This is a genomic window from Streptomyces sp. NPDC026301 (assembly GCF_055567935.1).
On sequence record NZ_JBVHPN010000008.1, the window covers coordinates 205,048 to 229,223 of the forward strand.

Sequence of the window (24,176 nt, forward strand, 5' to 3'; positions counted from 1 at the left end):
TGTCACACACGCGTACAACAGTTTTCACATGACGCGAAAAACGTCCGGAGACACTGGCGGAGGAGGGGCGATGGACCGGCGTGACATCTTGAGACTCGGCGCCGTCGCGGGCGCGGCGGGAGCCCTTACGCTCGGCCCCGTGAGCTTCGCGGGCGCCGAGGGGCGCACGGACGGGCCGGGCGGGTCGGGCGGACCGGCGGACGAGAGCCGGACCGTCTCCGGCCATCTCCCGACCGGCGCCCCCGACTTCGTGTACGTCCCCGTGGAAGTCCCGCCCGGCGTCCGCGAGATCGCCGTTTCGTACACGTACGACAAGCCGCCCGTGCCCGAGGGGACCAACGGCAACGCCTGCGACATCGGCATCTTCGACCAGCGCGGCACGGAGCTGGGCGGCGCCGGCTTCCGCGGCTGGTCGGGCGGCGCACGTTCGGAGTTCTTCCTCCGCGCCGACGCCGCGACGCCCGGCTATCTCCCCGGCCCGGTCCGGCCCGGCACCTGGCACATCGCCCTCGGCCCGTACACGGTCGCTCCCCAGGGCCTGCGGTACGAGATCACGGTCACCTTGCGGTACGGCGCGTCCGGAGAGACCCCGAAGCCGGTGTACCCACCGCAGCGCGCCAAGGGCCGCGGACGGGCCTGGTACAGAGGCGACAACCACCTCCACAGCATCCACTCCGACGGCAGGCGCACTCCTGCCGAGATCGCCTCGCTCGCCCGCGCGGCGGGACTGGACTTCCTCACCACGACCGAGCACAACACCACCTCCTCGCACGGCGCGTGGGAGGGCCTGTGGGGCGACGACCTGCTCATCCTCACCGGCGAGGAGATCACCACGCGCAACGGCCACGTCGTCGCGATGGGCACCGACCCGGGCGTCTTCCTCGACTGGCGGTACCGCGCCCGGGACAACGCCTTCGGGAAGTACGCCCGCGCGGCGCGCCGGGCCGGCGGCCTGGTCATCCCGGCCCACCCGCACGCCACATGCATCGGCTGCAACTGGAAGTTCGGGCTGAACGAGGCCGACGCGGTGGAGGTGTGGAACGGCCCGTACACCCCCGATGACGAGGTCACCCTCGCCGAGTGGGACAACACCCTGGTCGCGCACGCCCAGGGCCGCGGCGCCTGGCTCCCGGCCGTCGGCCACAGCGACGCCCACCGCGACCCGGACGTCGTGGGCCTGCCGCAGACGGTCGTCCTCGCCGAGGACCTCTCCCGCCAGGCGATCCTGTCGGGCATACGCGCGGGCCGCGTCTGGATCGCCGAGTCGGCGCGGGTCGGCCTCACCTTCTCCGTCACCGGCGAAAGCGGCGCGCACGCCGGCATAGGTGAACGCCTCCGCGTGGGCCGCACATCCCCGGTGACCGCCCGCCTGGAGGTCACCGGCGCCCCCGGCTGCACGGTCTCCTTCGTCACGGACCAGGGCACACGCCGCACGGCCCCCCTGCCGCCCTCCGGCTCCGGCACGCTCACCTGGCGCACCACCCCGGACAACGCCGCCTACATCCGCGCAGAGGTCCGCCACCCAGCCACCACACAGGCCTGGCCGGGCCCGATGGCGGCGATGACGAATCCGGTGTTCTTGGGGGGGGATTGAGGGGCGATTGAGGGGTGACTGAAAGGCGACTGGGGAGCGGCTGAGGGACGGCTGAGAGACGTTCGACAGGCGGAGGGTGGAGGGGCGGGGGGGGGGAGGGGGAGGGCCCCCGGGGAGGAGCAAGGGGGAAGGGGAAGGGGAAGGGGAAGGGGAAGGGGAAAGGGCTCCCCGGGGTCAGTCTTCGACTATGAGGGCCGGGGTGCTTCGCGTGAGGATCTCGCCGCGGAAGAATGCCGGGCTGCGGCGTTGCATGACCAGCATGAGGATCAGGCCGAGGACGAGGAGGCCGACGCCGATGACGAAGACCGAGCCGATGCCGAAGACGGAGCTGCCGGTGCCGTAGGCCGGGTTCCAGATGTCGACGAGCGTCTTCACGAAGACGCCGGTCAGCAGCAGGCCGCCGAGCGCCGGGAAGATGCCCTTGAAGATCAGGTCGCGGGCGGAGTTGCGCAGGTCGGCGCGGAAGTACCAGGCGCAGGCGAAGGCCGTGATCGCGTAGTAGAAGCAGATCATGAGGCCGAGCGCGTAGATCGTGTCGACGAGGACGTTCTCGCTGAGGAAGGTCATCACGGCGTAGAAGACGCCGGTGGCGACGCCCGCCGCGATGGTGGCCCGGCCCGGGGACTGGAAGCGCGGGTGGATGCGGGCGAAGGAGGCAGGCAGCGCCTCGTACGTGGACATCGCCAGGACCGTGCGGGCGACCGGGATGAACGTGGTCTGCAGCGAGGCGGCGGCCGAGGCGAGTACGGCGACGAAGAGCAGCACGCCGAGGGCCGAGCCCATGACGGGTCCGGCGAGGGTCGCGAAGACGTTGTCGGAGGTGGCGGGGTTGCCCAGGCCCAGGCCCTTGGTGCCGACGCCGGAGAACATCTGCGCGGCCACCGCGGTGGTCAGGTAGGAGCCGATGAGCACGACCATGGCCAGCATCGCGGCGCGGCCCGGGGTCTTCTCGCTGCCGGAGGTCTCCTCGTTCACGGTGAGGCAGGTGTCCCAGCCCCAGAACATGAAGATCGAGAGGGAGAGCCCCGCGGTGAAGGATCCGAAGGACTTGACCTCGAAGGGGTTCATCCAGGACCAGTGGAAGTCGATGGAGCCGGCGAAGTCGCCGGCCTTGGCCTTCACGATCGCCATCGCGACGAAGACGACCAGCACGGCGAGTTGCAGACCCACCAGCGCGTACTGCAGGCCCTTGGTGGTGGTCACGCCGCGGTAGCTGATCGCGGTGGCGATGGCGACGAAGGCCAGACAGGTCAGGACGTGGACGGGTTTGTTGCCGTCCAGCGCGGCGATGGAGTCGCTGCCCGTGAGCTGTCCGAGGAGGAGGTAGAAGAAGGAGGTGGCGACGCCGGCGAGGTTCGAGAGCACGATGATCGTCGCGATCACCAGTCCCCAGCCGCACATCCAGCCGACGCGGGGCCCGAACGCCTTCACCGTCCAGGTGAAGGAGGTACCGCAGTCCGGTACGGCCTTGTTCAGCTCGCGGTACGCGAAGGCGACCAGCAGCATCGGCAGGAAGCCCGCGAGGAAGACGGCGGGCATCTGGAGGCCGACCTCGCCCACGGTGGGGCCGAGGGTCGAGGTCAGGCAGTAGACGGGGCCGACGGTGGACACACCGATGACGGCGCTGCCGAGCAGGCCGACGGAATTACCGCTGAGGCCCTTGCTGCGGGTTTCGCCCGATGCGTCGCCATTGACGCTCGTCACCGTGTCTCCGGCCGGGGGCCGGGGGTCTACCTGAACCATGAACAGGACGTTAAGCCCTGCTGTATTCGTATCCGGATGATCGGACTCCGCGGCTTGAACCTTGCTTATGGAGGGAGATTGATCTTCCTCCCTCTCATTCGATGGGACTTGGAGCTCAGTACCACGGAACAGCAAGGTCCAATTGTTGAATTCCGCATTACGAGAACCGCAGCCATGTCCGTTTTGTTGAGGTTCAAAATTTTCCCTTGGGTGTCCGCTATTCGGACTCGGCGAGTCGGCTTACGGGTCATCCCGGCCAGACGAGCGACTGGAGTTCGCCGTACGCGCGCAGGGCGTAGGAGCCGACGTCGCGGCCCACGCCACTCTGTTTGAAGCCGCCGAAGGGGGCCTCCATATTGCGGCCGACGGTGTTGATGCCGACGCCGCCCGCGCGCAGCCGGCGCGCGACCCGGAAGGCGCGGGCCACGTCGCCGGACCAGACGTAGTCGATCAGTCCGTACTCGCTGTCGTCGGCGAGCGCGATGCCTTCCTCCTCGTCGTCGAAGGGGAGGACGGAGACGACCGGGCCGAAGATCTCCTCCCGGACGACGCGCATGTCGGGGGTGCAGTCGGCGAAGAGGGTGGGGGCGACGTACCAGCCGCGGTCGAGAGCCGGCCGCTCGCCGCCCGTGACCAGCCGGGCGCCTTCCTTGCGGCCGAGCGCGACGTACGCCTCGACGCGGTCCCGGTGGGCCGCCGAGATGACCGGCCCGACGACCGTGTCCTTCGCGCGCGGGTCGCCGACCTTCAGGGCCCCGGCGTACCGCGCGAGCCCGTCGACCAGTCGCTCGTACACGCCACGCTGGGCGAGCACCCGGGTGGGCGCGGTGCAGATCTGGCCGCTGTAGAAGGAGAAGGTGGTGCCGATGCCGGCGACGGCCGCCGCCAGGTCGGCGTCGTCGAAGACCAGCGCGGCGCCCTTGCCGCCCAGCTCCATGAGCCGGCGTTTCATGCCGCGGCCGCACGCCTCCGCGATGGCCCGGCCGACCGCCGTACTGCCGGTGAAGCTGACCATGTCGACGTCCGGCGCCTCGACCGCGGCCTCGCCCGCCTCGGGGCGCGAGCCGGTCACCACGTTCACCACGCCCGGCGGCGCTCCGGCCTCCGCGAGCGCCTCCGCCATCCGGAAGACCGACAGCGGGTCCTGCGGCGCGGGCTTGACGACGACGGTGTTGCCCATGGCGAGGGCGGGGGCGATCTTGCCCGCCGGGTTGGCCCAGGGGTTGTTGTACGAGGTGATGCAGGTGACGACGCCGACCGGCCGGCGGACGGCGAGCGCGCCGAGCACCCCGGCCTTCCCCATCGGCCCGGCCTCGTTGATCTGCGGCGGCAGGGCCTCCTCGACCGGCTCCAGGGCGCCGCGCGCGTACCGCTCGAAGCGCGCGGCGCCCACCGCGACCTGCATGCCGCGTGCGGTGGCGGTGGTGGCGCCGGACTCGGCGCGGGCGAGTTCGGCGTACGGCCCGGCGTGCGCCCGGATGATCTCGGCGGTGCGGGCCAGGACGCGGGCGCGCTCTTCGGGGGCGGTGCGCGACCAGGCGTCGAACGCCTCGCGGGCCGCCGCGGCCGCCGCGTACACCTGTTCCCGGCTCGCCTCGGGGGCGAGCCCCACGACCTCCTCGGTGGCCGGGTCGATCACCTCGTAGTGACCGAGCTCGGGCGCCACCCACCGGCCCCCGATGAACAGCCGCTCGTCACGCGTCACAGGATGCTCACCGCTGAACGGCCGCTCCCCGCCCGTCACCGAGTGCTCACCGTCTCCGTTCACCGGGTGCTCACCGTCTCCGTGTCCCGTCCCGAGCGCAGTACCGTGCCGGGCACGGCGCCCGTCAGCGCGTCGTCGCGGAGGGTCTGCACGCCGTTGACGCGTACGCTCACCACGCCCAGTGCGCGGGAGTCGAGCCGGGGGCTGTCGCCGGGCAGGTCGTGTACGAGGGTGGCGGGCCCCGCGTCGATGCGTTCGGGGTCGAAGAGGACCAGGTCGGCGTGGTACCCCTCGGCGATCCGGCCGCGGTCGCGCAGCCCGAAGAGGCGCGCCTGGTCGTCGGTGAGCATCTTCACGGCCCGCTCCAGGCCGACGAGCCGGCGGCCGCGCAGGCAGTCGCCGAGGAAGCGGGTGGTGTACGGCGCGCCGCACATCCGGTCCAGGTGGGCGCCCGCGTCGGAGCCGCCGAGCAGGACGTCCTCGTGTTCCCAGGTCTCGCGGCGCAGCTCCCAGCTGGCCGGGTCGTTGTCGGTGGGCATGGGCCACAGGACGGTACGGAGGTCGTCGGCGGCGCAGATCTCGACGAGGCAAGTGAAGGGGTCCTGGCCGCGTTCGGCGGCGATGTCCCGCACCACTCGCCCGGTGAGGCCCTCGTTCTCCGCCGAGTAGGTGTCGCCGATGACGTACCGCCCGAAGTCCGCCAGCCGCCGGAAGACCCCTGCCTCCTTGCTCTGCGCGCGGCGCAGCATCTGCTCGCGTACGGCCGGGTCGCGCAGCTCGGCGATCCGTTCGTCCAGCGGGAGTCCCAGGATCTCGCCCCAGCCGGGGATGAGGTTGAGGGCGCAGAAGGTGCCCAGGGACATGTTCATGGGGGTGAGGATGGGCATGGTGAGGGCGACGATCCGGCCGCCTTCCTTGCGCGCCCGTTCACTGGCGAGGAGCTGGCGCGGCACCCGTTCCGGTACGGCGGCGTCGATGGTGAGGACGTTCCAGTTCAGCGGCCGCCCCGCCGCCGCGGACATGGCCACGAAGAGGTCGATCTCGGCGTCCGAGAACTGGTCGAGGCAGCCGGCGACGATGGCCTCCAGCTGGGTGCCTTCGTGGTCGGCGACCGCGCGGGAGAGGGCGAGCAGTTCGTCGGGGCCTGCGTGCCGGGAGGCGACGGGCGCGCCGTCGCCGTCGGAGTGCGAGGAGGACTGGGTGGTCGACAGGCCCCAGGCGCCCGCCTCCATCGCCTCGTGGAAGAGCCGCAGCATCTCCTGGAGCTGTTCGGGGGTGGGCTGCCCGCCGATCGCATCGGCGCCCATGACGTGGCGGCGCAGCGCGCAGTGGCCGACCATGAAGCCGGCGTTGACGGCGGTCCGGCCGTCCAGGGCGTCGAGGTACTCCCCGAAGGTGTGCCAGTCCCAGGGCGCGCCCTCCTCCAGCGCGACCAGCGACATGCCCTCGACCCTGCTCATCATCCGCCGGGTGTAGTCGGCGTCCTCGGGCCGGCCGGGGTGCAGGGGCGCGAGGGTGAAGCCGCAGTTGCCGCCGACGACCGTCGTGACGCCGTGGTGCATGGACGGGGTGGCGTAGGGGTCCCAGAAGAGCTGCGCGTCGTAGTGCGTGTGCGGGTCGATGAAACCGGGGGCGAGGACGAGGCCTTCGGCGTCCTCGGTCGTACGGGCCGGTTCGGCGACCGCGCCCGGTTCGGCGAGTACGGCGATCCGGCCGTCCCGGATGCCGACGTCCGCGGCGTACGAGGGCGCGCCCGTGCCGTCCACGACGGTCGCGCCCTTGATCAGGTGGTCGAGCATGGTGCCGGTCCTCCTTTCAGAGACGGGCTTTCAGAGACGGGCGTTCAGGGACGGGCTCGTCAGCCGGCCGCCCGGCGGAAGCGCGTGGTGCGGTGCACGGGGTCCGTGTCGATCTTCGGGATCACGTGCCCGCCGATCAGCTTGATCGTGTTCTTCGTGTCCTCGGGCGAGATCCCGATGGGCAGCCCGAACGACAGCTGGTCGGCGCCCGCCTGCTCCCAGCGCTTGCACTGCCGCAGCACCTCGTCCGGGTCGCCGCAGATCATCAGCTCCTCGGCGATCAGCAGCTCGATGAGCTCCTCGGTGTACTCGGGGAGGAGTTCGGGCCACTCCGGTATGCCCTCGGGCCGCGGGAAGGTGTCGTGGTAGCGGAAGAGCAGGGACTGGAGGTAGTTGAGGCCGCCGCCCAGCGCGATCTCGACGGCTTTCTGGTGCGTCTCGGCGCAGATCGCCGTCGACGTCACCATCACGTTGTCGTTGACGAACGCGCCGACCGGCTCGGCGTCCTTGATCGCCGACTTGTAGGACTCCAGGACCCACTCCATGTCGGCGACCTTCTGCACGCTGAAGCCGAGGACGCCGAGGCCCTTCTTGGCGGCCATCGCGTACGAGGAGGGGGAGCCCGCCGCGTACCACATGGGCGGGTGGCCCTTGCCGTACGGCTTGGGCAGGACCTTGCGGGGCGGCAGTTCCCAGTGCTTGCCCTTGAAGCCCACGTACTCGTCCTGGAGCCACATCTTGGGGAACTCCGCGATGGTCTCTTCCCAGAGCTCCTTGGTGTGGTTCATGTCGGTGACGCCCGGCATGAAGCCCAGGATCTCGTGGCTGCCCGCGCCGCGCCCGGAGCCGAACTCGAAGCGGCCCCCGGAGAGGTGGTCGAGCATGGCGACCTTCTCGGCGACCTTGACGGGGTGGTTGACCGGGGCGAGCGGGTTGAAGATGCCGGAGCCGAGGTGGATGCGCTCGGTGGCGTGCGCGAGGTAGCCGAGGAAGACGTCGTTGGCGGAGAGGTGGGAGTACTCCTCCAGGAAGTGGTGTTCGGAGGCCCAGGCGTACTTGAAGCCGGAGCGGTCCGCCTGGATGACGTACTCGGTCTCCTCGATCAGCGCCTTGTGCTCCGCCTCGGGGTCGGCCTTGGCGCGCGCCGCCGGGACGTATCCCTGTACAAAGAGCCCGAATTCCAAGGGGTCTGCCCTCCCTGAGTTTCTGACGCACGTTTTCTGACGTACTGTCAGATTCGATGGGTCGACTGTTCCACCGGCGCCCGGCCGGGTCAATACCTGACTGACCGTCAGTCAGCGCGTCAGAAGAGGCTCACGCCCGCCAGCCAGCCGCCGTCGACGACGAACGGCTGGCCGGTGATGTACGAGGAGTCGGCGCAGGACAGGAAGAGCGCCAGGGCCGCGACCTCCTCGGGCCGGCCGGCGCGGCCCAGGGGCACGAGCTTCCGGTAGAGCGCGTCCACCGCCTGCTGGGAGGCGACCGGGTCGGCGGCCGGGTCGAGCGCGGCCGGGTTGGTCATGGGAGTGTCCACGGCGCCCGGGCACACGGCGTTCACCCGGATGTTCCGGGGCGCAAGCTCCAGCGCGGCGACCCGGGTCAGCCCGAGGACGGCGTGCTTGCTCGCGGCGTAGGCGCCGACGAGCGCCATGCCGGTGAGTCCGGTGTACGAGGCGGTGTTGACGATCGTGCCGCCGCCGGCCGCCGCGATCTCCGGCGCGACGGTCCGTATGCCCAGGAAGCAGCCGACCTGATTGACCTGGATCACCTGCTGGAATTCGGCCAGCGGCGTCGAGACCAGTGCGTTGAAGCGGAGGATGCCGGCGTTGTTGACCAGCCCGTCGATCCCGCCGAAGGCGTCCTTGGCGGCGGCCACGGCGGCCGTCCAGTCCTCCTCCCGGGTCACGTCCAGGTGCACGTACCGCGCGGCGTCCCGGCCCAGCTCGTCGGCCAGCGCCCGCCCCTGCTCGTCCAGTACGTCCCCGAGGACGACCCGGGCGCCCTCGGCCGCGAACAGCCGCGCCTCCTGTTCGCCCTGTCCGCGCGCCGCCCCGGTGATCACGACGACCCGCCCGTCGAGCTTGCCCATGCCTGCACTCCTCGGTACGCCTCGGCCGGGTCAACCGGTGAGCAGTGGGGCGACGTCCGCCCCGAACGCCGCCATCTGGTCCGTGAGCTCCGCGCGGCTGCGGCTGCGGAAGCGCACCTGGATCTGGTGTACGCCGATGGCCGCGTACTCCCGCAGCGAGTCGGCGATGCGGTCGGGGGAACCGGTGAGCGTCCACTTGCCGGTGTCCCAGCCGGGCTCGCCCACGTACAGCGGCTCGACGATCGCCCCGATCACCAGCGGCTCGCGCACGCCCGCCTTCTCGCGCAGCGCCCGCAGCTTGGCGATCTGCCCGGGCAGCCGGTCCCTGCGGTCGCCCTGCGGGAGCCAGCCGTCGCCGCGCTCGGCGGCCCGGCGCACGGCGGCGGGCGAGGAACCGCCGACCCACAGCGGCGGGCGGGGCGTCTGTACGGGCCGCGGGGCCTGGCCCAGCCCCTCGAAGGAGAACCGTTCCCCCGCGAACACCGGGAACTCCTCGGGTCCGAGGGCCGTTTTCAGAGCGTCCACCGTCTCGTCCAGTACGGCTCCCCGCCCCTCGAAGTCCACCCCCAGCGCCTCGAACTCCTCCTGTACGTGCCCGGCCCCCACGCCGAGGATCAGCCGCCCGCCGGAGAGCCGGTCCAAGGTGGCGTACTGCTTCGCCGTGAGCAGCGGGTGCCGCAGCCCGACCACGGCGACATGGCTCAGCAGCCGTACGTGCTCGGTCACGGCCGCGAGGTGCGCGAGCGTGGCCACCGGGTCGTACCAGACCGTGCTCATCGCCCCGGCCAGCCGGCGCGGGATCGCGACGTGCTCGCAGCAGGCCACATACGCGAAGCCGTGCCGGTCGGCAGCCATGGCGATCTCCACCAGGTCGCGCGGCCCGGCCCCCGCCTCCCAGGGCTCGGCGTACAGCGTGCTCTGGGACTGGACGGGCAGCTGCATGCCGTACACGAGCCGGCCCGCCTCCGGCGCCCACACCATCAGGCGCCCGCCCCGGCCCACAGGCCGTCCGCCGTCAGGCCCAGCAGCTCGATGGCGTTGCCGCGGACGATCCGGTCGATCACGTCCGGAGCCAGGTGCCCCATCTGCGCCTCGCCGACCTCCCTGGACTTCGGCCAGGTGGAGTCGGAGTGCGGGTAGTCCGTCTCGTACAGGACGTTGCCCACCCCGATGGCGTCGAGGTTCTTCAGGCCGAACGCGTCGTCGAAGAAGCAGCCGTAGACGTGCTCGGCGAAGAGTTCGGAGGGCGGGCGGTGGACCTTGTCGGCGACGCCGCCCCAGGCGCGGTTCTCCTCCCAGACCACGTCGGCGCGCTCCAGGATGTACGGGATCCAGCCGATCTGGCCCTCCGCGTACATGATCCGCAGGTTCGGGAAGCGGTCGAACTTGCCGCTCATGAGCCAGTCGGTCATCGAGAAGCAGCAGTTGGCGAAGGTGATCGTGGAGCCGACGGCGGGCGGCGCGTCCGCCGAGGTGGACGGCATCTTCGAGGACGAGCCGATGTGCATGGCGATGACCGTGCCGGTCTCGTCGCAGGCCCGCAGGAAGGGGTCCCAGTAATCGGTGTGGACGCTGGGCAGTCCGAGGTGCGGCGGGATCTCGCTGAAGCAGACCGCGCGGACGCCGCGGGCAGCGTTGCGCCGCACTTCCTGGGCGGCGAGCTCCGCGTCCCACAGGGGGACGAGGGTGAGCGGTATGAGACGGCCGCGCGCCTCGGGGCCGCACCACTCCTCCACCATCCAGTCGTTGTACGCACGCACCCCGAGCAGCCCCAGTTCGCGGTCCTTGGCCTCGGTGAACGTCTGGCCGCAGAAGCGCGGGAAGGTGGGGAAGCACAGGGCCGACTGGACGTGGTTGAGGTCCATGTCCGCCAGCCGCTCCGGGACGCGGTACGAACCGGGGCGCATCTGTTCGTACGTGATCCCCTCCAGCCTGATCTCGTCCCGCGGGTAGCCGACCGCGGTGTCCAGGCGGGTCAGCGGGCGGTGCAGGTCCTCGTAGATCCACCAGTCGGCGAGCGGGCCGTCCTCGCCCGGTGCGCCCATCTTCGGGGCGAACTTCCCGCCCACGAAGGTCATCTCCTTCAGGGGCGCGCGCACGATGCGCGGCCCGGTGTCGTGGTACTTCGCGGGCAGCCGGTCCCGCCAGACGTGCGGCGGCTCCACCGTGTGGTCGTCCACCGAGATGATCCTGGGGAAGGTCTCCGCCGTGCCCGGTGCCTCCGGCGGCTGCGCGGTCTCCGTGTCCATCGCCATGCGCCTTACGGTAGCGCTGATCTGACGACCCGTCAGCAACGCGGAAGCGGACGATTATCCTCCGGCGCCGCCGTCCGGGCCGCCGGATCACAAGAGGAGGGATTGTGCACAGACCTGGCCCCTACTGACGCAGGGGCCGCCGACAAGGCAGACTGGCCGGTGCGAATGAGTTGCACAGGCAGGGGGACACCATGGACGAGAGTCCGGGGCAGGGGCAGCAGCAGCTCCGCTTCACCGTGCTCGGTCCCGTACGGGCCTGGCGGGGCGGCACGCCGCTCGCGGCCGGCACCCCGCAGCAGCGTGCCCTGCTCGCCGCCCTGCTGCTGCGCGGCGGCCGCACCGCCACCGCCGCCGAACTGGTCGACGCCATCTGGGGCGACGAGCCCCCGCACGCCGCGCTCGCGGCCCTGCGGACCTACGCCTCCCGGCTGCGCAAGGCGCTCGGCGACGACGCGGACGCGCTGGTCAGCGAGTCCGGCGGCTACGCCCTGCGGTCCGAGCGGCCGGACGCGCTCGACCTCGACCTGGACCGCGCCGAGGCACTCGCGGCCGAGGCCGAGAAGGCCCGCGCGAGCGGCGACCGCTGCCGCGCCCGCGGCATGCTGGACTCCGCCCTCGCCGTGTGGAACGGCGAACCGCTGGCGAACGTTCCGGGACCGTACGCGGAGAACCAGCGCACCCGCCTGGAGGAATGGCGGCTCTCCCTCACCGAGACCCGCCTCGACCTCGACCTGGACCTCGGCCACCACGCCGAGGCGGTCTCCGAGCTGACCGCCCTCACGGCCGCCCACCCGTTGCGCGAACGGCTCCGCGAGCTCCTCATGCTCGCGCTGTACCGCTCTGGACGGCAGGCCGAGGCGCTGGCCGTCTATGCCGATACCCGCCGTCTGCTCGCCGCCGAGCTGGGCGTCGACCCGTGCGCCTCGCTCGCCGACCTGCACCAGCGCATCCTGCGGGCCGACGCCGGCCTGGAGGCCCCGAGTCCGCCGCCGGAGGAGGAGCACGCCGGCGCGGGCCCCGCCGTCCTGCGCCCCCAGCAGCTCCCGGCCACCGTCGCGGACTTCACCGGGCGCGCCGCGTTCGTCGCGGACCTCGGCGAGCAGCTCGCCACGGCGGAGGGCAGCGTCATGGCGGTCTCCGCGCTCACCGGCATCGGCGGCGTCGGCAAGACCACGCTGGCCGTCCATGTGGCGCACGCGGCACGCGAGCACTTCCCCGACGGCCAGCTCTACGTCGACCTCCAGGGCGCGGGCCACACCCCGGCCGAGCCGGAGGCCGTGCTCGGCGCCTTCCTCCGCGCGCTGGGCACGCCGGACTCCTCCATCCCCGACGGCACGGACGAGCGGGCCGCGCTGTACCGCTCCACGCTCGCCGGGCGCCGGGTGCTGGCGCTGCTGGACAACGCGCGGGACGCCGCGCAGGTACGGCCGCTGCTGCCCGGTACGGAGGGCTGCGCCGCGCTGATCACCAGCCGCGCCCGCATGATCGACCTGGCCGGCGCGCACCTCATCGACCTCGACGTGATGAGCCCCGAGGAAGCCCTCACCCTCTTCACGCGCATCGTCGGCGAGGAGCGGGTCGGCGCCGAGCGCAAGGCCGCCATGGACGTCGTCGGCGCCTGCGGCTTCCTGCCGCTGGCCATCCGCATCGCCGCGTCCCGCCTCGCCTCGCGCCGCACGTGGACCGTGTCCGTACTGGCCCGGAAGCTCGCCGACGAGCGCCGCAGGCTGGACGAGCTGCGCGCCGGCGACCTGGCCGTGAAGGCCACCTTCGAGCTGGGGTACGGGCAGCTGGAGCCGCTCCAGGCCCGCGCGTTCCGGCTGCTGGGGCTGGCCGACGGGCCCGACATCTCGCTCGCCGCGGCCGCCGCGCTGCTGGACATGGACGTCGACGCCGCCGAAGAGCTGATCGAGTCCCTGGTCGACGCCTCGCTCCTCGAATCGGCGGCCCCCGGCCGCTACCGCTTCCACGACCTGGTCCGGCTCTACGTGCGTGCCTGCGCCGAGCGCGACGAGCACCCGCCCTCCGAGCGCGCCGCCGCCCTCTCCCGCCTGCTGGACTTCTACCTGTCCTCGGCGGCCCGCATGTACGCCCTGGAGCGCCCGGGCGACCGGCTGGTCGACCACATGGAGAGCACGCGCTATCCGGGCCTGGCGTTCGAGGACCGGTCGGTGGCACTGGAGTGGCTGTTCAGCGAGGCGGGCTGCCTGCTGGCCTGCGCCCAGCAGTCCACCGGCGCCGACACCGTGCGCCGCGCCGCCGACCTGCTCCTGCTCACCAAGGACCTGGCCGAGTCCGGCGCCGACGCGCGCCAGCACGACCAGGCCAACACGACGGTGCTCGCCGCCGCCCGCGCCCTCGGCGACCAGCACGCCGAGGCCCGTATCCACACCTCGCTCGCCTACATCCGCACCCTGGCCGGGCGGCTGGACGACGCCGACGAGCACGCCAGGTCGGCGATGCTCCTCGGCCTCGCGACGGACGACCCGATCTCCTCGTCCTACGCGCCCAACGACCGCGGCATCATCGCGGGCGCCCAGGGGCGGCACGCGGACGCCGAGGCGTACCTCAGCCAGGCGCTGGTCGCCTTCCGCGACGACCGCAACCAGCAGTCCGAGGCCAGCGCGCTGTGCAACCTCTCGCGGGTCCACCTGGACACCGGCCGCGTGGACAGCGCCATCGGGCTGGCCGAGGAAGGCGTCGCGATCTACCGCAGCATCGGTGCCACCCGGCGGCTGGCCAACGGGATGTACGCGCTGGCGCTCGCCTTCACCGCGGCCGGGCGCCTGGAGGACGCGGCGCAGCAGCTGAACGCCGCGCTCACCATCTTCCAGGACAGCCGGCAGCCGTTCTGGGAGGGCATGACGTACTTCCGGCTGGCCGAGGTCGATCTCGCGGGGCAGCGGCCCGCGCGCGCCGCCAACCACGCCGAGCAGGCGCTGACCGCGCTGCGCGGCGTCGGCGGCGAGCTCTGGCGCGCCAACGCGCTGACCACGCTGGGGCGTGCGCTGAGCCAGGTCGGGCACACCGGGCGGGCCCGGGTGTGCTGGCAGGAGGCGCTGTCCAGCTACGAGCGTCTCGGAGCGGCGGAGAGCGCCCAGGTGCAGCAGCTCCTGACGCCGGCCGCCGTCGCCTGAAGCCGGCCGCCGTCGCCGCAGGTCGGCCAGGTAATCGTCGCCGTTTATCGATCGTTCATCGCGGCGCGTCACTCTTCTGCGTACCGAACCGCCGCCTCGGGGGGCAAGCGGCTCGGTGACGCGGCCCCACCGAATGGTGTTCGGCCCTGGTTCACCCGTCCGGCGACCCACGGGGGAGTCGCCGGGCGGTGGACCGCAAGCGCCCATACACAGGAGTTGATCACTGTGAGCACCGAGAAGAAGGCTCCGCAGACCGACGACAAGGACATCATCAAGCCGCTCGACAGCCACCGGCCGATCATCGGTGACGAGATCGTCGCCATGGACAGCCACCGGCCCGTCATCGGCGACGAGGTCCTGGCGCAGGACGGCCAGCGTCCGGTTCCGGGCGACGGCACGATCGCGCCCCAGGACAGCCACCGGCCCATCGCCGAGCCGAAGCTGGAGCACTGAGCCCTGAGCACGCGCACGGCCCGCTGAGCCACCACCCGGGGGATCGCAGGGGCCGGCCTCGACGGCAAGGAGGGGATGCCGTCGAAGCCGGTCCCTGCGGCGTTTTCGGGGGCGGGATCGGATCACTCCGGGCAGCTGACGCTCCGTCAGTTACGGTGCTACAGTCGCGCCACACCCCGTTCCGTTCCATCCCGTCCCGCCCATTGCCGGGAGGCGCGCCGTGTATGAGTCCGGTCGGATACGTACGCTCTGGGAGCTGGTCGAGTACCGGGCCGCCGCGTCGGCGGACGCGCCGATGTTCTACGAGCCGGACGGGCGGACCGTCACCTTCGGGGAGGCGCGGGAGCGGGCGCTGCGCGCGGCGGCCGGCTTCCGGGAGCTGGGCATCGGGGCCGGGACGCGGGTCGCGTGGCAGCTGCCGACCCGCGTCGACACGGTGCTCGCCTCGCTCGCGCTGGCCCGGCTGGGCGCCGTGCAGATACCGGTCGTCCATCTGCACCGGGAGCGCGAGGTCGGGTACGTACTCGCCGCTTCGGAGGCGGAGTTCGTACTGGTACCGGGGGTGTGGCGGGACGTCGACTTCACGGCGATGGCCCGCAAGGTGGCGCCGGACGGGACGCGGGTGGTCACCGTGGGCGGCGAGGCGGGGCTCCCGGACGGCGACCCGGGCACGCTGCCGGAGTTCACGCCGGGGCACGCACGGGAGCGGGACGGCGGGCGCGAGCGGGGGCGCGCGCCTGAGCGTACTTCGTGGATCTACTACACCTCCGGGACCACGGCCGCCCCGAAGGGCGTGCGGCACACGGACGCCTCGCTGATCGCGGGCGGCGTGGGCCTGGCGACCGCGCTGGAGATGTCTGCGGCGGACATCGGGTCGATCGCCTTCCCGTACGCGCACATCGCCGGGCCCGACTACGTCATCGCGATGCTGGTGAGCGGCTTTCCCGCGGTGGTGCTGGAGACGTTCGCGCCGGGCTCGGCCGCGGACACGTACGCGCGGCTCGGCGTCACCATGGCGGGCGGCAGCACCGCCTTCTACCAGGCGTTCCTGGAGGAGTCGCGGCGGCGGGCAAGCGGCGGGAAGCTGATCCCCGCCCTGCGGCTGCTGTCCGGCGGCGGCGCGCCACTGCCGCCCGAGCTGTACTTCGAAGCGGGGCGCGAGCTGGGGTGCGCCCTGCTCCACGGGTACGGCATGACCGAGTGCCCGATGATCGCGATGGGCACCCCGTACGACAGCGACGAGCAGCTGTCGCGGACGGTGGGGCGGCCGGTGGCCGGCGCCGAGGTGCGGATCGCCGGGCCGGACGGGCGGGCGCTGCCGACCGGGGAGCCGGGCGAGGTGACGCTCAAGGGGCCGATGGTCTGCCAGGGGTACACGGACCCGGAGCTGACGGCCGCCTCGTTCGACGCGGACGGCTGGTTCCACACCGGCGACCTGGGGTTCCTGCGCGCGGACGGCCATCTCGTACTGACCGGGCGGCTGAAGGACATCATCATCCGCAAGGGCGAGAACATCTCGGCCCAGGAGGTCGAAGACCTGGTGCGAGAGCACCCGGCCGTGGCGGAGGCGGCGGTCATCGGGCTGCCGGACCGGGAGCGCGGGGAGCGGGTGTGCGCGGTGGTCACGCTCGCGGACAGCGGTGAACAGACGCTCACGCTGCGGGAGTTGACGGGTCATCTGCGGCAGGCCGGGCTGATGACGCAGAAGCTGCCGGAGCAGCTGGAGATCGCGGCCGAGCTGCCGCGCGGCGGCCCGCTGGGCAAGGTACTGAAGGGCGCGCTGCGGGAGCGATACACGCGCCCGGCGGACCAACTCGCGGCTGAGTAAGGGCAGTTCACAACTGGGGCAGGACATTCCGGGTGTATCCGACGTGACCGCCGGTAAATCGGAGTGATCTTGTCCACACGGAATGCCGCTTTCCCACTTAGCCGTGCGAAAGGTCACTTCGTGGGTAACATCGCGGCGGCGATCACGTGTTCGTTCGCCGTCGCCAAGCCACCCCCCACACGAGGACCTCGATGACTTCCATACCGGCGACACTGTTGTGGTGCCTGAGCGCGGGAACGGCCGCCGCGGTGGTGATGATCTTCTTCCTGGTCCGCACCCGGCAGGGCAGCCAGGCCCTGCGCCGGCACCTGGCCACGGCCGAGGCCCGCACCTCCGCCGCCGAGCGCGGCCACGCCGAGCTCGCCGCCCAGCTGCGCGCCACGGAGGACGAACTCCGCCACCTCGCCGAGGCCCGGCTCCCCGAGCTCGCCACCTCGCTGGCCCACCCGCACGTCGCCGTCCGCGGCCTGCGCGACCCGCGCTTCACGGGAACCGACGTGGACCGGTCGCTGACCTCGGCCATGGACCAGCTCGCGCAGGCGGTCGCCAAGGAACGGGCCCGGGTCGACGAGGCCGCGCAGGCCGCGATGCGCGGCGCCACGACTACCATCCAGGCGCTGCTGTACCGGCTGCAGACGCTGCTGCAGGAGATGCAGCACCGGTACGACGACCAGGCCGTGGCCCAGGACCTGCTGCAGGCCGACTTCCTCAACGAGCAGGCGCTGCGCCGGGTGCAGACCACCGGCGTGGTCTGCGGCGCCTGGCCGGGGCTGACCCGCGACGACTCGCACCTCGCCGACCTCGTGGTCGGCGCGATGTCGCGGCTGCGCGGGTACGAGCGCATCCAGGTCAGCAACCTGCTGCGGGACCCGGTGGGCGTGGTCGCGCGCGCCGTCGAGCCGGTCGCCATCGCGCTCACCGAACTGCTGGCCAACGCGCTGCACCACTCCCACCACGAACTGCCCGTCGCCGTCACGCTCCAGCAGGGCAACCGCGGCGCGTCCGTCATCGTCGACGACTACGGCATCGGCATGCACGCCGACGAGATCGCGCGTGCGACGCGGCTGCTGGGCGGCGGGGAGCAGGTGCTGATCACGGAGCTGGGCGACCCGCCGCGGTCCGGATTCGCCGCCGTCGGGCAGCTGGTGCGCCAGTACGGCTTCACGGTGCACGTCGAGTCCTCGCCGTACGGCGGCGTCCGGGCCGTCGTGTACATCCCGGGCGACCCGCTGCTTACGCTGATGGACGAGACGGCCCAGCCGATGTCGGCCATGGCCCCGCTGCCGCCGCAGATGATGCACGCGCACTCGACGCCGCTGGGGGTACCGCAGGCCATGTCGCAGGGTATGCCGCAGGCCATGCCGCTGACGGAGCCCGTGGCGGGGGCGCAGGTGGGGGCGCAGGCGGGGGCGTCGGCCGCGCCCGCGGCCGGCTCCGCGCCTGCGCCTGCGCCTGCGCCGGAGCACATGCCCGCTCGCGCGCCCGAGGCCGAGCCGGTCCGTACGCCGGAGGCCGGGACCGCGCAGGCGCCGGAGGCCGATGCCGCGTACGCGCCGGAGGCCGGGGTCGACACCGAGCTGCCGCGCCGCCGCAGGCGCCGGCCCGCCGGTGAGCCCGAGCGCCCCCTCCCCCGTACAGAACCCGTCGCCGAGCGCAGCCCGCAGGAGTCCGCCACCCGCTGGGCCGCCCTGCAGAGCGGCACCCTCTCCGGGCGGGCCGAAGCCGAGTACCGAATTCCGCGCTCCGAAGGGAACGACCGAGCATGAGCACCCCCGTCCGCCGCCGCGTCACACAGGACCAGTCCTGGGTGCTGGCACCGTTGCTGGAGCTGCCGCACGTCCTGCACGCGGCCGTCATCTCCGGTGACGGCTTCATCGAAGGCTCCTCCCCCGGCCTCGCCCGCGAGGCCGCCGAGGGCGTGGCCGCCATGATGTCGGCGCTGCAGGGCGCGGGCCGCGCCGTGACCGCCGCGTTCACCGGCCAGGACGACGCCCGGCTGCGGCAGACCGTCGTGGAGTCGGAGGAGGGCTGGGTGATCGCCATCCCGGCCGGCGAGAACACCTGCCTCGCGGTCTTCGCAGGCCCCGAGGTCAACATGGGCGTGGTCTCGCACCAGATGCAGGTCCAGGTCGCCACGCTGGGCGCGAAGGCGATGAGCTCGCCGCCGCGGGACGCGGGTTCGCCCGCATGACGCCCCGCCAGAGCAACCGGCGTCTCGTACCGGCCTATCTGGCGACCGGCGGCCGCGCCCGCCCCAGCCGCAACACCCTGGACCGGCTCACCGTGCTGTACGGCGCGACCGTCACCGCGCCCGCCGGGCTGCGTCCCGAGGCGCTCCGCCTCCTCACGCTGCTGCGGCCGGGCGCGCTGACCGTCGCCGAGACCGCGTCCCACCTGCGACTGCCGGTCAGTGTCGTGAAGGTACTGGTGGCCGACCTCGTCGACGCCGGACACCTGCACGCCCGTTCCCCCATCCCCGAAGCCGAGCAGATCGACCGGCAGATTCTGGAGAGGGTCCTCGATGGACTCCGCACTCTCAAGTCCTAGCGCAGCGCTCTCGGGCCCCGGCGCGGCGGGCGGCGCCGACAGCGCGGCCGACGGCTCGGGGCAGGGCGCCATGTACCTGTCCGGTACCGACCAGACCCTGGTGAAGCTGCTGGTCGCGGGGCCCTTCGGGGTCGGCAAGACCACGTTCATCCGGGCCCTGTCGGAGACCCCGCCGCTGCACACCGAAGAGGTGATGACGCAGACCGGCGCGTTCGTCGACGACCTCGCCGGGGTCCGCGAGAAGACCACGACCACCGTCGCCATCGACTTCGGGCGGATCACGCTCGCGGGCGACCTCGTCCTGTACCTCTTCGGCACGCCGGGCCAGAAGCGGTTCCGGCCGCTGTGGCAGGACATCGCGCGCGGCGCGGTCGGCGCGCTGGTACTGGCCGACACCCGCCGCCTGGCCGACTCCTTCGAGGTCATGGACATGATCGAGGAGGCCGGGCTGCGCTACGCGGTGGCGGTCAACACCTTCCCCGACGCCCCCGACCACTCCGTCGAGACCCTGCGCGACCACCTCGACCTGCACGAGGACACCCCGCTGGTGCTGTGCGACGCCCGCGACCGCGACCAGTCGCTCGACGCGCTGATCGCCCTCGTCCGGCACGTCCTGGACCACACGCCCATGGAGAACCCGTGACCTCCCCCCACCCGCCCGGGGCCACGCCGCCCCCGGGCTGCCCCGCCCACGCACGTCCGGCCGCCGAACCGGCCCCTCCGGCGTCCCCGCACTCCGCGCCCTATGCCACGGCGCAGGACGCCGTGCGCCTGTACGGACCCGACTTCGCGGCCGATCCGCACGGCATCTACGCCCAACTGCGGCGGCAGGGGCCGGTCGCACAGGTCGAGATCGCGCCGGGCGTCCCCGCGATGCTGGTCACCGACTACCGCGCCGCGCTGGAACTGCTGCACGACGACGCCACCTGGTCCAAGGACTCCCGTCCCTGGATGCCGACCGTGCGCCCGGACTCGCAGGTCATGCCGATGCTCACCTGGCGGCCCAACGTGTTCTTCAGCGACGGCGAGGCGCACGACCGCTACCGCAAGGTGATCACCGACAGCTTCGCCCTGCTGGAGCCGTACGAGCTGCGCGGATACGTGCATGGTGCGGCCGACACGCTGATCAGCCGGTTCGGCGCCGAGGGCCGGGCCGACCTGATCACCCAGTACGCGCGCGTGCTGCCGCTGATGATCTTCAATCGGGTCTTCGGGCTCCCCGACTCCTACAGCGACCGGCTGATCTCCGCCCTCGCCGGGATGCTGGAGGGCCGCAACCCCGAAGAGGCCGCGCGGGCCAACGCGGAGTACGAGCGGTACATCATGGAGCTGGTCGCCACCAAGAAGGAGCGCCGCGGCCCCGACCTCACCTCCTGGTTCATGGACCACCCCGCCGGGCTCACCGACGAGGAACTGATCCACCAGATCGTCCTCACCATGGGCGCCGGGCACGAGCCGACGACCAACCTCATCGGCAACGCGCTCGCCCGCATGCTCTCCGACGACCGTTACTACAGCACCCTGTCCGGCGGCGCACTCACCGCCCGCGACGCCATCAACGACGTGCTGTGGAACGACCCGCCGCTCGGCAACTACTCCGCGCACTTCCCCCGCCGGGACGTCTTCTTCCACGGCACCTGGATCCGCGCGGGCCAGCTCACGATGGTCTCGTACGCCGCGGCCAACGCGCAGTTCGGCACCGTTCCGCTGGAGCAGCCCGGCGCGGGCGGCGGCGCGCACCTGTCCTGGGCCGCGGGGCCGCACGCCTGCCCCGTACGCACCACCGCGCTGCTCATCGCGACCACCGCCATCGAACGGCTCACCGCCTGGCTCTCCGACATCGAACTCACCGTCCCCTTCGACCAATTGGAGTGGCGAGTCGGCGCCTTCCACCGTGCGCTGGCCGCGCTCCCGGCCCGCTTCACCCCCCTCACCCCCGATCAGGCAGGAGCCACCCCATGGGACAGCAGCCCGTCGCCATCGACCCGGCCGGCACCGACCTCCCCGGCGAGGCCGCCCGCCTCCGCGCGATAGGCCCCGCCGCGCTCATCGAGCTGCCCGGCGGCATACGGGCCTGGTCGGTCGGCGGGCACGCCCTGCTCAAGCGGCTGCTGGCCGACGACCGGGTGAGCAAGGACCCGCGGCAGCACTGGCCCGCCTGGCGGAACGGCGAACACCACGACAGCTGGCTGCAGTCCTGGGTCGGCGTCACGAACATGTTCACCGCCTACGGCACCGACCACCGCAGGCTGCGCAAGCTCGTGGCACCGGCGTTCACCGGGCGGCGCACCGAGGCGATGGCCCCGCGCGTCGAGCGGATCACCAAGGAGCTGCTGGCGGACCTGGAGGCGGCGCCCGCCGGCGAGCCGGTCGATCTGATCTCTTCCTATGCGCACCCCCTTCCGATGCGGATGATCTGCGAACTCTTCGGTATCCCCGAGGACTCCCGGGTCGAGGTGGGGAAGGTCATCGACGAGATCATGGACACCTCCGCCACCCCCGAGCAGGCGTCCGCGACCGCGGCGAAGGTCGCCGCCGTACTGGGCGACCTGATCGCCCTGAAGCGGCGGGAGCCCGGCGACGACATGACCAGCGTGCTGGTCTCCACCCGGGACGACGACGGCTCCCGCCTGGAGGAGCGGGAACTGCTCGACACCCTCCTGCTGGTGATCGGCGCCGGTTACGAGACCACCGTCAACCTCATCGGCAACGCCGTCCACGCCCTGCTCACCCACCCCGAGCAGCGCGCCCTGCTGGCCTCCGGGCAGGCCGGCTGGGACGACGTCATCGAGGAGACGCTGCGCTGGGCGCCCAGCATCGCCAACCTGCCGCTGCGGTACGCCGTCGAGGACATCCCGCTGGCGGACGGCACGGTCATCCGCCAGGGCGACCCGATCCTCGCCGCCTACGCCGCGGCCGGCCGGGACCCCGAGCGGCACGGAGCGGACGCCGACTCCTTCGAGCTGCGCCGCGCCGACCGGGAGCACCTCGCCTTCGGGCACGGCGTGCACTTCTGCCTGGGCGCGCCGCTGGCCCGCATGGAGGCCCGCACCGCGCTGCCCGCGCTCTTCGACCATTTCCCCGGCCTGGAGCTCGCCGTGTCCCCCGAAACGCTGCGGGCCACCGGCTCGTTCATCGGCAACGGGCTGCAGTCCCTTCCGGTTCACCTCAACCGGGGGTGACGGGGCTGCCGGTGGCCGGGGGCTCGGTGGACGGGGGCTGGGTGGACGGGGGCTCGGTGGACGGGGTGGCGCCGGCGCCCACCGCGCGCAGGCTCGCCTTCAGGACCTTGCCACTGGCGTTCCGCGGCAGCTCGGGCAGGAACATCACCTCCCTGGGCACCTTGTAGTTGGCCATCTCCCGGCGCGACCAGACGAGCACTTCGTCCGCCGACACCGTCGCGCCGGGACGCCGCACCACGTACGCCCGGCCGACCTCGCCCAGCCGGGCGTCCGGTATCCCGATCACGGCGGCGTCGGCGATGTCCGGGTGCCGGAGCAGCAGTTGCTCGATCTCGGCGGGGTAGGCGTTGAACCCGCCGACGATGAACATGTCTTTGATCCGGTCGGTGATCCGCAGATTGCCCGCCTCGTCCAGCACCCCCACGTCCCCCGTGCACAGCCAGCCGTCCGGGGTGACGGCGCGGGCGGTGCCCTCGGGATCCTCGAAGTAGCCCGTCATGACGTGATAGCCGCGCACCCGTACCTCGCCGGGCCGGCCCGGCGGCACCGCGCGGCCCTCGGCGTCGACCACCCGTACCTCGGTGTCCGGTATCGCCCGGCCCGACGTGCCCGCGATCACCTCGGGCGGGTCGCCGCGGCGGCACATCGTGACCACCCCCGAGCTCTCCGACAGGCCGTACGCGGTCAGTACCGTGGCGATCCCCAGCTCCCCGCGCAGCCGCTCGACCAGCCGCAGCGGCACCACCGCGGCGCCGGTCACCACCAGCCGCAGCGTCGAGAGGTCGTGCCGGCCGCGCGCGGGGTGGTCCAGCAGCTGCTGGTGCAGCGAGGGCGGCCCCGGCAGCACGGTGATCCGCTCGGCGGCGATGTTGGCAAGCGCGGTGTCGGCGCTGAACACCGGCTGCGGGACCATCGTCGCGCCGCGCAACAGGCAGGCCAGCACGCCCGCCTTGTAGCCGAAGGTGTGGAAGAACGGGTTGACGATCAGATAGCGGTCCCCCTCGCGCAGCCCCGCCAGCTCGCTCCAGACGCCGTACGCGCGCAGCGACCGGGCGTGGGTGATCACGGCGCCCTTGGGCCGCCCCGTGGTGCCCGAGGTGAACACGATGTCCGACGGGTCCTCCGGCGCGACGGCGTCCGCGCGCTCCCGCACCTCCGCCGCCGGCACCCGGGCGCCCCCGGCCAGGAACTCCCGCCAGGTGCGGAAGCCGACCGGCGCGTCGTCGGCCAGCACGACCGCGTCCCGCAGATCCGGCAGGCCCGGCAGCGGTCCGCGCCCCGTGCCCTCCGCGGTGGCCCTGCGCAGCGAGGCGACGTACGACGTGCCGAGGAAGGTGCCGGTGACGAAGAGCAGCCGGGCGCGGGTGCGGCGCAGGACGTATGCGGCCTCGGCGCCCTTGAAGCGGGTGTTGACCGGCACCAGGACGGCGCCCGCGGACACCGCGCCGAGCGCGGAGACGATCCAGTCCGCGGTGTTCGGCGCCCAGACCGCCACCCGGTCGCCGGGCGCGACGCCGGCGGCGATGCAGGCCGCGGCCGCGCGCTCGACCCGCGCGCCGAGCTCGGCGTACGAGACCCGGGCCCGCCCCTCGACCACCGCCTCGCGCCCGCCGTGCCGAGCGGCCGCCGCCCGCACCAACCGCGGAATGGACCCGAACTCCAGGTCAGCGCGCGGGTCCCGCGGCTCACCCACCGCAGCCGGTTCGCCCACCTCAATCGCAGCGCGGAACGCCCGCGGCCCGTCCGTGTCCCCGAGTCCCTGCGGGGCGCCGGCGCCCTCGTCGCCCCTCTGCCGCTCCCCGTCGCCGGGCATCGCGCCTGCCTTTCTCCCCCGGCGCCTGCGC

At 72.6% G+C, this 24,176-nt stretch carries 18 protein-coding genes; 10 read left to right on the top strand and 8 right to left on the bottom strand.

What is annotated here, in order from left to right; genetic code table 11:
• Window positions 1-70: 70 nt before the first annotated feature.
• On the top strand, window positions 71-1,594 hold the full coding sequence (locus tag ACZ4MH_RS16190) for a CehA/McbA family metallohydrolase (protein WP_351593994.1): 1,524 nt from the start codon (window positions 71-73) through the stop codon (window positions 1,592-1,594).
• Window positions 1,595-1,768: 174 nt separating this feature from the next.
• Here the strand turns inward: ACZ4MH_RS16190 and ACZ4MH_RS16195 are convergent, their stop codons facing one another.
• The 7 genes from ACZ4MH_RS16195 to ACZ4MH_RS16225 form a co-directional block, all read right to left on the bottom strand.
• Complete coding sequence (locus tag ACZ4MH_RS16195; protein ID WP_351593991.1) at window positions 1,769-3,337, bottom strand: APC family permease; 1,569 nt, start codon at window positions 3,335-3,337, stop codon at window positions 1,769-1,771.
• 247 nt (window positions 3,338-3,584) lie between these two features.
• Entirely contained in the window at window positions 3,585-5,042 is a 1,458-nt protein-coding gene (locus ACZ4MH_RS16200; protein ID WP_351593988.1) for an aldehyde dehydrogenase family protein, read from the bottom strand.
• A 59-nt stretch (window positions 5,043-5,101) separates the two neighbouring features.
• Entirely contained in the window at window positions 5,102-6,841 is a 1,740-nt protein-coding gene (locus tag ACZ4MH_RS16205) for an N-acyl-D-amino-acid deacylase family protein (protein WP_351593985.1), read from the bottom strand.
• A 59-nt stretch (window positions 6,842-6,900) separates the two neighbouring features.
• A complete protein-coding gene (locus tag ACZ4MH_RS16210; RefSeq protein ID WP_351593982.1) occupies window positions 6,901-8,025 on the bottom strand; it encodes an LLM class flavin-dependent oxidoreductase in 1,125 nt (374 codons plus the stop codon).
• 119 nt (window positions 8,026-8,144) lie between these two features.
• Window positions 8,145-8,930 (bottom strand): SDR family NAD(P)-dependent oxidoreductase, encoded by a 786-nt coding sequence (locus ACZ4MH_RS16215; protein WP_351593980.1) that lies wholly within the window; start codon window positions 8,928-8,930, stop codon window positions 8,145-8,147.
• 30 nt (window positions 8,931-8,960) lie between these two features.
• The gene (locus ACZ4MH_RS16220) at window positions 8,961-9,911 is read right to left on the bottom strand and encodes an LLM class F420-dependent oxidoreductase (protein ID WP_351593977.1); all 951 of its coding nucleotides are present in this window, start codon (window positions 9,909-9,911) and stop codon (window positions 8,961-8,963) included.
• Entirely contained in the window at window positions 9,911-11,179 is a 1,269-nt protein-coding gene (locus ACZ4MH_RS16225) for an amidohydrolase family protein (RefSeq protein ID WP_351594020.1), read from the bottom strand. The genes ACZ4MH_RS16220 and ACZ4MH_RS16225 overlap by 1 nt, the downstream gene beginning before the upstream one ends.
• A 197-nt stretch (window positions 11,180-11,376) precedes the next feature.
• Between ACZ4MH_RS16225 and afsR the strand changes: the two genes are divergently transcribed.
• From afsR to ACZ4MH_RS16270, 9 genes are all read left to right on the top strand, one after another.
• Entirely contained in the window at window positions 11,377-14,322 is a 2,946-nt protein-coding gene (afsR, locus tag ACZ4MH_RS16230; protein WP_351593974.1) for an SARP-family global regulator AfsR, read from the top strand.
• A gap of 225 nt (window positions 14,323-14,547) precedes the next feature.
• A complete protein-coding gene (locus ACZ4MH_RS16235) occupies window positions 14,548-14,775 on the top strand; it encodes a hypothetical protein (RefSeq protein ID WP_351593971.1) in 228 nt (75 codons plus the stop codon).
• Between the two features lie 220 nt (window positions 14,776-14,995).
• Window positions 14,996-16,603: a class I adenylate-forming enzyme family protein gene (locus ACZ4MH_RS16240; protein WP_351593968.1), complete on the top strand. Its 1,608-nt coding sequence runs from the start codon at window positions 14,996-14,998 to the stop codon at window positions 16,601-16,603.
• A gap of 191 nt (window positions 16,604-16,794) precedes the next feature.
• Entirely contained in the window at window positions 16,795-18,369 is a 1,575-nt protein-coding gene (locus ACZ4MH_RS16245) for an ATP-binding protein (RefSeq protein ID WP_351593965.1), read from the top strand.
• Window positions 18,366-18,794, top strand: coding sequence for a roadblock/LC7 domain-containing protein (locus tag ACZ4MH_RS16250; protein WP_351593962.1), 429 nt, complete (start codon window positions 18,366-18,368; stop codon window positions 18,792-18,794). The genes ACZ4MH_RS16245 and ACZ4MH_RS16250 overlap by 4 nt, the downstream gene beginning before the upstream one ends.
• Window positions 18,791-19,150, top strand: a complete 360-nt coding sequence (locus ACZ4MH_RS16255; protein ID WP_351593959.1) for a DUF742 domain-containing protein — start codon at window positions 18,791-18,793, stop codon at window positions 19,148-19,150. Before ACZ4MH_RS16250 ends, ACZ4MH_RS16255 begins: the two co-directional genes overlap by 4 nt.
• 70 nt (window positions 19,151-19,220) lie before the next feature.
• Entirely contained in the window at window positions 19,221-19,793 is a 573-nt protein-coding gene (locus ACZ4MH_RS16260) for a GTP-binding protein (protein WP_351593956.1), read from the top strand.
• On the top strand, window positions 19,790-21,184 hold the full coding sequence (locus ACZ4MH_RS16265) for a cytochrome P450 (protein WP_351593953.1): 1,395 nt from the start codon (window positions 19,790-19,792) through the stop codon (window positions 21,182-21,184). The genes ACZ4MH_RS16260 and ACZ4MH_RS16265 overlap by 4 nt, the downstream gene beginning before the upstream one ends.
• Window positions 21,109-22,332, top strand: a complete 1,224-nt coding sequence (locus ACZ4MH_RS16270) for a cytochrome P450 family protein (RefSeq protein ID WP_351593950.1) — start codon at window positions 21,109-21,111, stop codon at window positions 22,330-22,332. The genes ACZ4MH_RS16265 and ACZ4MH_RS16270 overlap by 76 nt, the downstream gene beginning before the upstream one ends.
• Here the strand turns inward: ACZ4MH_RS16270 and ACZ4MH_RS16275 are convergent.
• Window positions 22,319-24,145 carry a FadD3 family acyl-CoA ligase gene (locus ACZ4MH_RS16275; RefSeq protein ID WP_467754540.1) on the bottom strand — a complete coding sequence of 609 codons (1,827 nt, stop codon included), beginning with the start codon at window positions 24,143-24,145 and terminating at the stop codon, window positions 22,319-22,321. The two genes, ACZ4MH_RS16270 and ACZ4MH_RS16275, sit on opposite strands and share 14 nt — an antisense overlap.
• Between the last annotated feature and the right edge of the window lie 31 nt (window positions 24,146-24,176).

What these genes read in the sequence shown, in the direction of transcription:
- ACZ4MH_RS16205 (WP_351593985.1), bottom strand. Translation starts at nt 6,841, where the DNA reads ATGCTCGACCACCTGATCAAGGGCGCGACCGTCGTGGACGGCACGGGC.
- ACZ4MH_RS16260 (WP_351593956.1), top strand. Translation starts at nt 19,221, where the DNA reads ATGTACCTGTCCGGTACCGACCAGACCCTGGTGAAGCTGCTGGTCGCG.
- ACZ4MH_RS16215 (WP_351593980.1), bottom strand. Translation starts at nt 8,930, where the DNA reads ATGGGCAAGCTCGACGGGCGGGTCGTCGTGATCACCGGGGCGGCGCGC.
- ACZ4MH_RS16220 (WP_351593977.1), bottom strand. Translation starts at nt 9,911, where the DNA reads ATGGTGTGGGCGCCGGAGGCGGGCCGGCTCGTGTACGGCATGCAGCTG.
- ACZ4MH_RS16270 (WP_351593950.1), top strand. Translation starts at nt 21,109, where the DNA reads ATGGGACAGCAGCCCGTCGCCATCGACCCGGCCGGCACCGACCTCCCC.
- ACZ4MH_RS16190 (WP_351593994.1), top strand. Translation starts at nt 71, where the DNA reads ATGGACCGGCGTGACATCTTGAGACTCGGCGCCGTCGCGGGCGCGGCG.
- ACZ4MH_RS16275 (WP_467754540.1), bottom strand. Translation starts at nt 24,145, where the DNA reads ATGCCCGGCGACGGGGAGCGGCAGAGGGGCGACGAGGGCGCCGGCGCC.
- ACZ4MH_RS16255 (WP_351593959.1), top strand. Translation starts at nt 18,791, where the DNA reads ATGACGCCCCGCCAGAGCAACCGGCGTCTCGTACCGGCCTATCTGGCG.
- afsR (WP_351593974.1), top strand. Translation starts at nt 11,377, where the DNA reads ATGGACGAGAGTCCGGGGCAGGGGCAGCAGCAGCTCCGCTTCACCGTG.
- ACZ4MH_RS16195 (WP_351593991.1), bottom strand. Translation starts at nt 3,337, where the DNA reads ATGGTTCAGGTAGACCCCCGGCCCCCGGCCGGAGACACGGTGACGAGC.
- ACZ4MH_RS16245 (WP_351593965.1), top strand. Translation starts at nt 16,795, where the DNA reads ATGACTTCCATACCGGCGACACTGTTGTGGTGCCTGAGCGCGGGAACG.
- ACZ4MH_RS16225 (WP_351594020.1), bottom strand. Translation starts at nt 11,179, where the DNA reads ATGGACACGGAGACCGCGCAGCCGCCGGAGGCACCGGGCACGGCGGAG.
- ACZ4MH_RS16250 (WP_351593962.1), top strand. Translation starts at nt 18,366, where the DNA reads ATGAGCACCCCCGTCCGCCGCCGCGTCACACAGGACCAGTCCTGGGTG.